The sequence below is a fragment of the Pelagerythrobacter sp. Soil_C_18 genome (assembly GCF_057657235.1).
The window spans coordinates 209376-222705 of the sequence record NZ_JBDGIU010000004.1 but is presented as its reverse complement, the minus strand read 5'-3'; the positions used below and the strand labels follow the sequence as shown (position 1 = coordinate 222705).

Here is a 13330-nt window from a genome sequence, read left to right as displayed (position 1 = left end):
GGCGTCTGCGTCCGCATCAGCATCGGCGTCTGCATCCGCGTCAGCGTCTGCGTCCGCGTCCGCATCAGCATCGGCGTCAGCATCCGCGTCGGCGTCCGCATCAGCGTCTGCATCCGCGTCGGCGTCTGCGTCCGCATCAGCATCGGCGTCTGCATCCGCGTCAGCGTCTGCGTCCGCGTCCGCATCAGCATCGGCGTCTGCATCCGCGTCAGCGTCTGCGTCTGCGTCTGCGTCTGCGTCTGCGTCTGCGTCCGCATCAGCATCGGCGTCGGCATCAGCGTCTGCGTCTGCGTCTGCATCCGCGTCCGCGTCTGCATCCGCGTCGGCGTCCGCGTCGGCGTCTGCATCCGCGTCGGCGTCTGCATCAGCGTCTGCGTCAGCATCGGCGTCCGCATCAGCATCAGCATCAGCATCGGCGTCCGCATCAGCATCAGCATCAGCGTCTGCATCCGCGTCGGCATCCGCGTCGGCATCAGCGTCGGCGTCCGCGTCGGCGTCTGCATCGGCATCAGCGTCTGCGTCGGCGTCTGCATCCGCGTCGGCATCAGCGTCTGCGTCTGCATCCGCGTCCGCGTCGGCGTCTGCATCCGCGTCGGCATCAGCGTCTGCGTCTGCATCCGCGTCCGCGTCAGCATCGGCATCAGCATCAGCGTCGGCATCTGCATCCGCGTCGGCGTCGGCATCAGCGTCAGCATCGGCATCTGCGTCGGCATCAGCGTCTGCGTCTGCGTCTGCATCCGCGTCCGCGTCTGCATCCGCGTCGGCGTCTGCATCCGCGTCGGCATCAGCGTCTGCGTCTGCATCCGCGTCCGCGTCAGCATCGGCATCTGCATCAGCGTCAGCATCAGCATCTGCATCCGCGTCCGTATCGTCAGGGCCGTCGCTGCCACCGCCGCCGCCGGCAGCCGCTGCGATTCCGGCGGCTCCGAGCAGGCCGACGAGCGGCAGGATCATTCCGGCGCCCGAGCCCGATGCGCCGGCCGATTCAGCGGCGACCTGGGTGAAGAGATCGCCCACTTCGCCGAGCTCGTAGAACTGCACGCCGTCTCCGGGCCGGGCGACCCACATGGAGCCGTCAGCCTCTTCGAGCACGACTTCGCTATAGTCGTCGGTCAGCGCATAGAAGTTGGCCATCCGGATGACTTCGCCGGACTTGAGGCGGATCAGGAGGTCATCGCCCTCGCGTTCGAGACTGGCGATGTCGGCACGTTCGAGCTGCAGCTTGACTATGCTGGGGCCAGTCAGGTCGATCGCGTCCAGTGCAACGGTACGGCTCACGCCAGTAGCCTTGTCGTAAACTTCGGCAGCCATGTGCAACTCCCCTGTTTCCTGTAACGGAAGCGTATTAAATATAGTTGTTTTAGTGAAACGAGCAGTTAGCCGCGTAAAACTAACGTCCTACACGCAACTATAGCCATTTCTTATAGATAGGATCTATAGCTCGGGGGTTGTATAAGCAACCGGGGTCACGGCGGTCGTTCCGTTTTCGGAATAGTTACTTTCTTTCTACTGCGACAGGCAACGACTTTTGTGCGACGAAACGTGCAGCATGATGGATGAACCACACAAAGATGGCGCGGCAGACCGCACCCGCGCACCGTCTCGGCGCGAGATTCTCTCGCAAATGGATGTCCGAAAGGTCCGCCGAGTCGCAGAGTTTCCAGCGGTTCGCGGGTTAGGCGATTACGCGGATCACCGGCGTGCGCGGATCCGCGTCATGTCGCCTGCCGGGTTGCTGCACCCGATGCGGCGGGCGGGATCGCGCTCAGAAGGACTGGCTGGCGGCGAGGGCGAGCGTCCCGGGGCCGAAGGCCGGCTCCTCTCCCTCGATCAGAAGGCACTCGCCCGGCCCTGCGCGATCGGCGCCACAGGTTATCTCGCCTTCGATGGGCACCATCCACACGGGACCTGGGCCCAGGCGCGACATGATGGCGGAAGCATCGGTGCCCTTGGCCACGGCGAAGTGGCTGCTCTTCACGAGGAGCTGGCAATCGGCCCGGCTGTCGCCGGTCCGCAGGAAGAGGTCGCCGGCATATGGCTCCGCCCGCGACACGGCTACGCCGTCTTCCAAATGGAGCTCGCGCGGCCTGCCATAGTCGTAGAGCCGGTAGGTGACGTCGGAATTCTGCTGCACTTCGACCAGCGACACGCCCGCGCCGATCGCATGGACCGTGCCTGCGGGGATGAGGAAGAAGTCGCCCGGCTGGACCGGCTTCCAGTCCATCATCTCCTCGATGCCGCCGTCCAGCGCCAGCGCGCGCAGCCGCTCGCCGTCCAGCGCCTCGCGCGTGCCGATTCCCAGCACGGCGCCGGGCTCGGCGGCGGTCACGTACCAGCATTCGGTCTTGCCGGCGGCGAGCCCGCGGTCCCGCGCCTGCTCGTCGTCGGGGTGGACCTGGATCGAGAGGCGCTCGCTGGTGAAGAGCAGCTTGACCAGCAGTGGCATCGGCTCCGCGTCGTCGCGGGTGAACCAGATCTCCCCGATCCGCTCGCTGCCCTCGTGGCCATCGATCGGAATCGGCAATGTGGTGCGGCCCCATGGCTTTTCGACGTGGCGCGCAACAAGCTTCATCTCAACTCCTCCCCAAATGCGAATCGGTCGCGAGTCGCACTGGCTACGATGGTCGTCTTACGGGCAGGCGGACGTAGCGGCACGGAACGAATAATCCAAATCATTTGGGATATTTTGCTATGCAACGGGCGAACTCCGGGTAAACGCGCTGGTCTCGGCGGGCCTGGCGGGTTACGTCGGGATCGGCTCCGCGGGGGGCAAGCAGATTGCGCCGGCTCCGCCCGGCCGGATAAAGCGACGAGGAGTGCGCCCTTTGACGTCATCGCAGCGATCGACCCTGGGGGCTTTCCTCGCGGTCACGACCTTGTTCTTCGCCTGGGGCTTCATCACCTCGTTGATCGATCCGCTGGTCGCTGCGGTGAAGGGCGTCTTCACGCTCACCGACGTCGAGGCGCAGTTGTCGGCGTCGGCGTTCTTCATCGCCTACGGCCTCGTCTCGCTTCCGGCGGCCGTGCTGCTCCACCGCCGGCAAGCGGGCGCCTCGATCCTGATTGCGCTGGCGACGATGCTGGCCGGGTGCTTGGTGATGCTCGTCGCCACGAATGCCGGCAGCTATGCGATCGTGCTGCTCGGGCTGTTCGTCGTCGCGAGCGGGATCACGATCCTGCAGGTCGCTGCGAACCCGCTGGCGGCGGCGCTCGGCAATCCCAAGTACAGCCACTTCCGGCTGACACTCAGCCAGAGCTTCAACAGCGTCGGCACCTTCATCGGGCCCTATCTGGGTGCGACCCTGTTCCTCGAAGGCGTCCACGTCGAAGGCGGCGGGGCCGTAACCGAAGCGGCGCGGCGGAACTCGCTCGCCGGCATCGATTCGGCGTTCCTCTGGATCGCGGCGATGATCGCGGCGCTGTTCCTGTTCTTCTTCCTGCAGCGCAAGCGGGTCGACCGTGCCGCGCCTGCGGCTGCGGCGGATGTGTCCACCAGCATCGGCGCTACTCTGCGCGAGACGATGAAGTCGCCGTGGGCAATCTTTGGCGCCCTCGCGATCTTCCTCTATGTCGGGGCGGAGGTCGCGATCGGGACGCAGATGGCGCTGTTCCTGAATTCGCCGGACGTGTGGGGGCGATCGGACGCTCCTGCCGAGATCGGGGCGCTGGCTCGCTTCATGCAGCTCGACGGCACGCCCGGCGTGTCGCTTCAGGAAGCCGGCCGCGCGGTGTCGCTCTACTGGGGCGGCGCGATGGTCGGCCGCCTGATTGGCTCCGCCCTCCTCGCCCGGTTCAACGCAGGATGGCTGCTCGCGATCTTCTCGACGATCGCCGCGGCGGCCTGCGCTTATGTCGCGCTGATCGGCGGCGTCCAGGCGGGCTTCGTCGCGCTCGGCATCGGGTTGTTCAACTCGATCATGTTCCCGACGATCTTCACGCTGACGCTCGAGCGCTCCAGTGCGAGCCAGGCGGCGACCTCGGGGCTGCTCTGCACCGCGATCGTCGGCGGAGCCTTCATTCCGGTCCTGACGGGCAGCGTCTCGCAGCTGGCGGGATATTCGTTCTCCTTCAGCGTCCCGATGGTGTGTTATCTCCTCATCTGCATTTTCGCGGTCGCCGCCGTGCGGGCGAAGTCGCCCTCGCGTGCGCCGGCCGCGGCCGTGCCCCATTGACGCAGCCCGAGAAGAGGTTGGTGCGTGATATCTGACTGTATTTACAAGTGCTTGCGGGTTCGCGGAGGCCGGCTATGACCGAGGCTCAGCGCCCCCGCATCGGGCTGTCCGGCACCAATCTCGAGCGTGCGGCGGACCACAACCAGCGCGTCACGCTCCACGCGATCCGCGTCAACGGGCCGCTCACGCGGGTCGACCTGGCAAACATTACAGGCCTCACACACGCAACGATAGCAAACATAACCAAGCGCCTCCTCGCCGAAGGACTTATCGAAGAAGCCGGGCGTCTGCGCGGCGGACGCGGACAGCCGCCGGCCAAGCTGATTGTCAATCCGAACGCCTGCTACGCGCTGGGCGTCAACATCGACCGCGACCACGTTACGATCGTGGTGGTGAACTTCCTCGGCCAGACGATCGCGCGCGTCTCCCGCGAGGTGGAATTCGCACTGCCGGACGAGGTCAGGTCCTTTTATCTGCATTCGGTCGACAAGCTCCTCAAGCAGGCGAAGATCGACGTTTCGCAGCTCGTGGGGGTGGGCATCGCCCAGCCCGACGATCTCGGGCTGGTCGACCTGCCTGGGCGCCCCCCGGCCTACGCCGAGTGGGAGAACCTGGATGTCGCGAGCCTGTTCGCCGAACCGCTCAACCTTCCCGTGTTCGTGGAAAACGACGCCGCGGCAGCGGCTATGGGCGAACTTCAGCTCGGCCTCGGCCAGGGTTTCTCAAGCTTCTTCTATATGCTGATCTCGTCCGCCCTCGGCGGCGGCCTGGTGGTCGACGGGGCCTACTTCCGCGGCGCGAACGGGCGCAGTGGGGAGATGGGCTTCCTGATGAGCGACGACGGCCGGGGGGGGCGCAGCCAGATACAGAACTTCGTGTCGCTCTCCGGCCTTTCCCGGCCGCTGGAGGCGGTCGGTTTCAGCATCGTCGACATGCTGCAGTCGCAAGGGCGGAATGATAAGATTGAGCCGATCGTGGACGCCTGGATCGAGGAAGCCGTCGAACGGCTGACCGAGCCGCTGACTGCGATCAACTGCCTGATCAATCCTGCCGCGGTGCTGATTGGCGGACGTTTGCCCGGTCCTTATGTTGACCGATTGGCCGACCGGCTCAGCGTTCTGCTGCGCCAGCGCGCGACCAACGCGCCGGTGCTCGCGCCGATCAAGCGAGCGATGCTGGCCGAAGATGCGCCGGCAGTCGGCGCGGCGATCCTGCCGTTCAGCCATTTCCTGCTGCCCAAGCCGAACGCCCTCTGGAAAGCCCCGGCGCGCGTCTAGCGCCGGCCAGGCCCCTGACATTGTCTGCCGCCGCACTTGCCTGACCGCAGGAGCCGCGCGCGTGGGCGCTGCAAAACATGCATCAAACCCACGGCGACCATTTCATTTGACAAAATGATTTAATTAATTGAGGACTCACTCCCGACAGGTCCGGAACGGAGCAAATCCGTCCGGGCGAGGGGGCCCCGTCATGGGCCCTTGGGAGAGGGAGCACGTAATGAGGAACGATCATGCACGCCCTGCGCTTCGCGCACCGCGGATCGGAAAGTGGTCACCGACCATCGCGCTGCTCATGGCCGGCGTCAGCCTCGTCAGTGCGTCAAGCGTGGCGCAGACGCACGACAGCGCGCAATCCGATCGTCAGCCCGTCGAACTGGCCGATCCGCTGGTCGGCACGGCCCCGCTGGACGACGGCGATCTGATCGGCAATGCGCCGCCGCCGGGCGAGCCGCTCTATTCCGGACAGACCTCGCCGGGTGCGCGGCTGCCGCACAGTTCGGTCGAGGCATCGCCCGTCAACGTCAATCTCGAGCTCACCTATCCGAACGGCGTCCCGGCGCCGTACCACTATCCGAACCCGACGATGATCGCCTTCACCGGCGGCGGCGGCGCCACCTACGGCGGCAACGCCAAGCCGTTCATCATGCCGGTGGTCGGCGACTGGACGGTGCCGCCCGCCTACACCCCGTCGTACTACGACAAGGCGCGGGAGAAGGCTTCGCCCGGCTACTATTCGGTCTATCTCGACACCTTCCGCACCCAGGCGGAGCTGACGGCGACGCAGTGGACCAGCATGATGCGGTTCACTTTCCCCGAAACCGACCGGGCGAACGTGATCGTCAACCTGCCGCGGGAAGGCGGCGAGGTCGAGATCATCGGCGACCGGACCGTGCGCGGCGTCTCGGCCGAGAAGCGGAGCAGCGCCGACGGGCCCTATTTCGTGGCCGAATTCTCCAAGCCCTTCGCGGCGCTCGGCACGTTCCGCGCGAACCTGGAGGACAAGGGCTGGGGCATCGGCACCAAGGATGTCGAACCGGGCCGGCGCGAGATTTCGGGCAACTATGCGGGTGCCTACATCACCTTCGCCACCGACCAAGGCGAGCAGGTGCTGATGAAGATCGCCCACGGCAATAGCTATGCCGAAGCCGAGCAGCGCCTGCGCGAGGAGAATCCCGGCTGGGACTTCCAGCGCGTCCACGATTCCGCGCGCGCGGAATGGGCGGAACTCCTCGACCGCGTGCAGGTGACAGGCGGCACGCCCAAGCAGCGCAAGCTGTTCTACTCGACGCTGTTCCAGTCCTTCGCCAGCCCGCGCCTCCTCGCGGAGAAGGGCGACACCTTCACCAGCCGCGACGGCGAAGTGAAGACGGCGACCTACGACCGCTACAGCCCGGTTCCGTTCTGGGATACCGGCCGCAACCAGATCGTGCTGCTCGAGCTGATGGAGCCCGAGCTGGTGCAGGACGTCATGCGCTCCGAGCTCGACATGGCGCGCGAGCGCGGGTTCATGAACACCTCGTTCCACGGGGACAACGCGGTGTTCCTCTACCTCGGCGCAATGGAGCGGGGCATCCCGTTCGACTACGAGGCGGCTTACGAATATCTCCGCAAGAACGCGACCGACCCGGAAGGGCCGCGCGGTTACATGGACGAGTATCTGACCAAGGGCTGGATCTCGGATATCGTGCCCGACGGCAATCCCAGTCCCCCCTACGCAGGCGGCAAGGCGGGCGCCGACAAGACGCTCGAATATGCCTGGGACGACCACGCCCTGGCGCTGATGGCGCACCGCCTCGGCAAGATGGACGATTACCGCATGCTCCTGCAGCGTGCGGGCAACTACCGGAACGTCTTCGACAGCTCGACCGGCTTCATGCGCGGGCGGACCGAGGACGGGAACTGGATCTCCCCCTTCGATCCGGGCGAGCCTTACTACAACTTCATGATGAAGGAGGCCTCGGGCTGGTCGACGCTGTGGCTGGTGCCGCACGACGTGCAGGGGCTCATCGACCTGCTGGGCGGGCGCGAGGCGTTCAACGCCAAACTGGATGAGTTCTTCGAGACGCCGTACAATCCGAAGGGCATCTGCCGCGATTGCACCGGCATGCTGGGCCAGTACGTGCAGGGCAATCAGCCCGACCAGCACGCCCCCTATCTCTACGCCTGGAGCGGCCAGCCGTGGAAGACGCAGAAGCTGGTGCGGGAAATCCTCGACACGCTCTACGGTAGCGACGCCGCGGGTTACGGTTATCCCGGCATGGACGACCAGGGCGCGACTTCGTCGTGGTACGCAATGAGTGCGATGGGCTTCTATCCCGTCGATCCCTCCACGCCGCACTACATCATCGGCAGTCCCGTGTTCGATACCGTCAGCCTGAGCATGGGCAACGGCAAGGCGCTGGAGATCGTCGCCGAGAACAATTCGGCCGAGAACATCTACATCCAGTCGGCGACGCTGAACGGCCGGGCGTGGAACAAGCCGTGGTTCAGCCACGACGACGTCAAGGACGGCGCGAAACTGGTGCTGACGATGGGGCCGCAGCCCAACCCGAACTGGGGCAGCGCCCCGAATGCAGCGCCGCCCTCCATGTCGGAGCCGGCACGATGAAGCGGATGATCGGAGCCCCGGGTATGCGGATACTCCTGGCATTGTTCTGCGCGGTCGCGGGATTCGGCGCCGCGCCTACGCTGCAGGCGCAGGAGCCGGCCGGCGACAAGGTCTTTACCGGCGAGGTGATGACCAGCTGGGGCCGCGGGGTCACGCCCGAGAACGCGTGGCGCAGCTATCCGCGCCCGCAGCTCAAGCGCGACGCCTGGCTCAACCTCAATGGGCTGTGGGACTATGCGATCACTTCGGCCGACGTGGTGCGGCCGGAGCGGATGGATGGGCAGATTCTCGTCCCCTTCGCGGTCGAATCGCGCCTGTCGGGCGTTGCGCGCCGGGTCGGCCCCGAAGACCGGATCTGGTACCGCCGCAGCTTCACCGTTCCCCCCGACTGGGCGGGTCAGAACGTGATGCTGAATTTCGGCGCGGTCGATTACGAGGCGCATGTCTGGGTGAACGGCGCGATGGTCGGCTCACACACGGGCGGCTTCGATGCCTTCGGCATGGACATTACCCCTTACCTCCGCAGCGGCGAGAACGAGCTGCTGATCCAGGTCGCCGATCCGACGAGCGCGGGCACGCAGCCGCGAGGCAAGCAGATCCTCGAACCCGCGGGCATCTGGTACACCGCGGTCAGCGGCATCTGGCAGACGGTCTGGCTCGAGCCGGTGCCCAAGCTGCACATCGCCGACGTGCGCGCCACGCCCGACATCGACCGCGGTGTGATCGAAGTCGACGTGGCGCTGAGCGGCTGGGCCGAGGATACCGATGCGGTGCGACTGACCGCGAGTGCGGGCGGCAAGACGATCGCGTCCACGATCATCCGCGCCAATCGCCATGCGACCCTCGAAATCCCGGACGCGCGGCTCTGGTCGCCCGAGGACCCGTTCCTTTACGACCTGACCGCTGAACTCGTCACCGTGCGGGATCCCTATGCCGGGATGGAGGACCGCAACCGCGTCTCCTACGATGCACGCTTCACCGAACGCGAGCAGAACACCTATGCCGCAGCTCAAATCGTCGGCGCGCCGCGTGACAGGGTCGAAACCTACTTCGGCATGCGCAAGATCTCGATCGGCCCAGGGTTGGTACACGGCCAGCCCGTGATCCTGCTCAACAACAAGCCGTATTTCCAGCACGGCACGCTTGACCAGGGCTGGTGGCCGGACGGGCTCTACACCCCGCCTTCGGAAGAGGCGATGGTGAGCGACCTGGTCTTCCTCAAGAAGGCCGGCTTCAACATGGTCCGCAAGCACATCAAGACCGAGCCTGCGCGCTACTACTACGATGCGGATCGTCTCGGCATGCTGGTCTGGCAGGACATGCCCTCGGGCGGCGGCGAAGACCAATTCGTCACCGGCACGAGCAAAAGTCAGGCGGTGCTCTCTTCCGACACGATGGCGCAGCATCAGGATGAGCTCACCCGCATGATCGGCGACTTCCACGCTTTCCCGTCGATCGTGATGTGGGTGATCAACAACGAAGGCTGGGGGCAGTACGACTCGGAGACTCTGACCAAGCTGGTGAGGGGCATCGATCCGGGCCGGCTGGTCAATGCCGACAGCGGCTGGCTCGATGTCGCGCCAGAAGTGTCGGACGTGTTCGACATCCACACTTACGAGGATGAGCCGAGGACGCCCGAGCGCAAGAGCAACCGCGCGATCGTACTCGGCGAATATGGCGGCATCGGCCTGCCGGTCGAAGGGCATCTCTGGCGTAAGAGCGAGCGCAACTGGGGTTATCAGACGGCCACGGACGAAGCCGACTACATCGCCCGCTATCGCCGCAAGCTCGACGCGGTGATCCGTCAGGCGAAGGAGCACGGCCTCAGCGCTGCGGTCTATACCCAGACCACCGATGTCGAGGACGAGATCAACGGCCTGCTCACTTACGACCGGGCACGTCCGAAAGCACCGCCGGAAACCCTCGCGGAGATTGCAGCTCCGCTCTGGGAAGAAGGAGGCGATCCCTAAGGGGTGGCGCGCATTCGCCACAGGCCAAGGCGAATGCGGCAGCCCTCGGTGAATTCTATTGGAAATTTGATTTTTTTATTCTGAGATGGAGTTTCGCGCCGACTCGCGAAGGCATAGCCGACGAAGCGCCGCGGAGATGAACAGGAAGGGGAGCCACGAGCTCCACAACAGTAGGGAGGAACGACCGACATGAATGACAGGCAGATTTCGCGGCGCTACGGCAACGGGCGGCTCGCACGGGAATTGATGCTATCGGCGAGCATGATCGTCGGCTTTGCCGGTACCGCGCATGCCCAGACGGCGGACGACGCCGCACAGGGGCAGGACGAGGCGCAGTCCGCCGGTACCTCGGGTGAGATCGTCGTCACTGGCTATCGTGGTTCGATCGAGGAAAGTCTGCGCCAGAAGCGGGAGGCGAACGCGCTCGTCGAAGTGATCAATGCCGAAGACATCGGTAAGTTCCCCGACAAGAACGTAGCCGACGCGCTGCAGCGCGTGCCCGGTGTGGTGATCACGCGCGACGGCGGTGAAGGCAGCCGGGTCAGCATCCGCGGCCTGCAGCCGGGTCTCACCCTTACGTTGCTCAATGGTAACTTCCTTGCCGGCGCCGACAGCGGCGATCCGCAGCGCTCGTTCAATTACGTCATGTTGCCGTCGACCTTCATCGCCAGCACCGAAGTCTACAAGTCGCCCGAAGCGCGGCTCGAGGAAGGCGGCGTCGGGGGTACGATCATCCTCAACACGCGGCGTCCGCTCGACCTTGACGCATGGTCGGGGTTCGCCTCGGTCGAGGGCACGTACTCCGACACGACCGAAAAGTTTGAGCCGCAGCTGGCCGCCCAGGTATCCTGGAAGAACGACGCCGAGACGCTCGGCTTCCTCGTTGGCGGCGTCTACCAGGAGCGTTCCAACCGCGAACTGCGCGGTTACACCGAAACCTGGCGCTGGTGGAGCGATCGTGACGAGGATGGCAACATCATCACGCCGGCCACCGACGTCAACGGCAATCCCTTCGCGAACGACGACGCCATCTCCTATTGGCCCGGTCAGGGCGTGACCACGCGCGACGGCGAGCACTACTCGGGCTACTGGGCGCCGCAGTCGGTGAACACCGAGGTGTTCGACCAAAAGCGCGAGCGTTACGGCATCCAGGCGACCCTGCAGGTGCGGCCGTTCGACAATGTCACCGTCACCTCGAACTACTTCCGCTTCGAGTACAGCAGCGACTTCGTCAGCAACGTGCTGAAGATTCCCGAGTGGGGCTACGGCAACTTCTTCACCGGCCCGACGTTCGATCCGAGCGGGACGATCTTCCAGTCGGCTGCGTTCGAAGTGCCGCCGGCCGGAACGGAGTGCCTCGCCAATGCCACGCCATGCACGATGGAGACGCCGCAGATCGCCGGCACTTACAGCCGTGAGAAGCAGGTCTCGAACACCTTCGAAACCGAGGTGGCATACGAAGGCGACAACTTCGAGGCAGTGGCGAAGTTCGGCAAGACGAAGGCCACCGGCGGACCGTCAATGCGGTTCGGCGTTGCCGCCAAGCCGCGTCTGACAACCAGCGGCGCGGAGCAGAACGGCAACTTCTACAGCGCCTGGGATATCACGGGCGGCAATTTGAACATGGAGTTCTCGCCGGAGCTGCAGGAGAACATCAAGAACGGTATCGCGCAGATCGATATCGGCTCGACCGGTTCCGGCTTCACCAACAGCGAGCTCGAGCAGCGTTATGCGCAGCTCGATATGACTCGGCACTTCGACAGCTTCCTGAGCTCGATTCAGGTTGGCGCGAAGTGGCGGGAACTGGACATCCGGCGCGAGACCGGCCGCAACGAATGGTACGCCGATCCGGCAACCGAACTCCGCTATCAGGATACGCCGGAAGGCGCGATCGCACGGCCAGAATACTTCTATGATCAGCCGATGGGCAACATCATCGGCGGTTTCAATGCTAACCTGTTCCCGGGCATCGATTTCAATCGTTACCTGGATTACATCAACTCGACCTACGGCCCCTCAGTGCGGGTGCCGGAGCCAAACAACCTCTACAACATCACCGAACGCGTCTGGGCCGGTTACGTCCAGGCGAACTTCCAGACAGGTGGTCTGCGGGGCAACATCGGCTTGCGGATGGCGAACACCAAGCAGTCTGGAGTGACCTCAGATCGCCTCGAGTATCTCAACGATTATTGCGTCGATGGGCCTGGCGGCCCGTTCGATCCCGACAAGCCTCTGGGGCCCGACGGCAACTGCGAGGTGATCCCGCTCGAAGAACGTCGGGAAATCGTCAACACGCGGGTCCAGGAATCGAAGAGCTATACCGATTGGCTTCCGAGCCTGAACCTCGTCTACGAAGTCACTGACACACTGCTGGTACGCGGTGCAGTCGCCAAGGTCATCGCTCGGCCATCGTTCGGCGATCTCGCATCGGCACGCTCGCTCACCTATCGCTCCGAAGCATATGCCTTTGATCGGGGCGAGTTCGGCGAGTTCGCGGGCTGGTCCGGCAGCGGCGGCAATGCCGACCTGAAGCCTTTCTCAGCCTGGCAGTACGATCTCGGCATCGAGTGGTACTTCCAGCCTGGTTCGGTGGTCGGCGCGACGGTGTTCCGCAAGGACGTGTCTGACTTCATCGTGCCGCTGGTGCTCGACGTGACGCGCGAAGTGGCTGGTGAGCAGGTGCTGATCCAGCCCTACTCGACGGTTGCAAATGGATCGAACGCTGTGTCGCAGGGTATCGAAGTCTACGCCCAGCACACACTGCCCTTCGGCCTAGGTGCGCAGGTGAACTTCACCTACAACGACACCTCGGTCGCCGATATCACGCTCGACGGCGAGAAGGTCGGCGAGTCCGCACTGGTCGGAAGCTCAAAGACGCAGCTCAACGCTTCGGTATTCTACGAAACCGACCGGCTGCTTCTGCGCGCATCGTACAACCGCCGGGGCGAAGTTGTGGGCGGTCTCTCGTCGGGCCTGAACGTCTATACGGACCCCTACGATCAGGTGGATATCAACGCATCGTACGAGTTGTTCGACAACCTGCTCCTCACCGCCGCGGTCATCAATCTGACCAAGTCGGAGGAGAGCATGCATCTCGGCAACGACACCGACGATCGCTTCTACCGGAACAACTACTTCGGTCGGCGTGCCTACATTGGGTTGTCCTACAACTTCTGAGGCAGGCACCTGCCATTCTCTCCCCCCTGGGTGGCTCCGAAAGGAGCCACCCCCCTTTTTCGGGGTAAGGGAGAGTCGAGATTATCACTACATCGTCCGCTCGGATCAGCGGGCAAGGAGAGGGTC

General features: G+C 64.6%; 7 protein-coding genes. 5 read left to right on the top strand and 2 right to left on the bottom strand.

Translation table 11 applies throughout. The annotated features are described in order from the left end of the window. Together AC3A5N_RS11280 and AC3A5N_RS11275 are read right to left on the bottom strand one after the other, a co-directional pair. Positions 1-1311 (bottom strand): BapA/Bap/LapF family prefix-like domain-containing protein (locus tag AC3A5N_RS11280; RefSeq protein WP_487737420.1); only part of this gene is annotated, 1311 nt, incomplete at its 3' end. Positions 1312-1765: 454 nt separating this feature from the next. Further along, positions 1766-2572, bottom strand: a complete 807-nt coding sequence (locus AC3A5N_RS11275) for a type I phosphomannose isomerase catalytic subunit (protein WP_487737419.1) — start codon at positions 2570-2572, stop codon at positions 1766-1768. 244 nt (positions 2573-2816) lie between these two features. On the opposite strand from AC3A5N_RS11275, the gene AC3A5N_RS11270 reads away from it, so the two are divergent. From AC3A5N_RS11270 to AC3A5N_RS11250, 5 genes are all read left to right on the top strand, one after another. Then, positions 2817-4172: an MFS transporter gene (locus AC3A5N_RS11270; protein ID WP_487737418.1), complete on the top strand. Its 1356-nt coding sequence runs from the start codon at positions 2817-2819 to the stop codon at positions 4170-4172. 74 nt (positions 4173-4246) lie between these two features. Next, a complete protein-coding gene (locus tag AC3A5N_RS11265) occupies positions 4247-5449 on the top strand; it encodes an ROK family transcriptional regulator (protein ID WP_487737417.1) in 1203 nt (400 codons plus the stop codon). Between the two features lie 217 nt (positions 5450-5666). Next, positions 5667-8057 (top strand): GH92 family glycosyl hydrolase, encoded by a 2391-nt coding sequence (locus AC3A5N_RS11260; RefSeq protein WP_487737416.1) that lies wholly within the window; start codon positions 5667-5669, stop codon positions 8055-8057. Positions 8058-8080: 23 nt separating this feature from the next. Next, positions 8081-10027 (top strand): glycoside hydrolase family 2 protein, encoded by a 1947-nt coding sequence (locus AC3A5N_RS11255; RefSeq protein ID WP_487737415.1) that lies wholly within the window; start codon positions 8081-8083, stop codon positions 10025-10027. Between the two features lie 189 nt (positions 10028-10216). Beyond that, positions 10217-13204, top strand: a complete 2988-nt coding sequence (locus AC3A5N_RS11250; RefSeq protein WP_487737414.1) for a TonB-dependent receptor — start codon at positions 10217-10219, stop codon at positions 13202-13204. Positions 13205-13330: the final 126 nt, after the last annotated feature.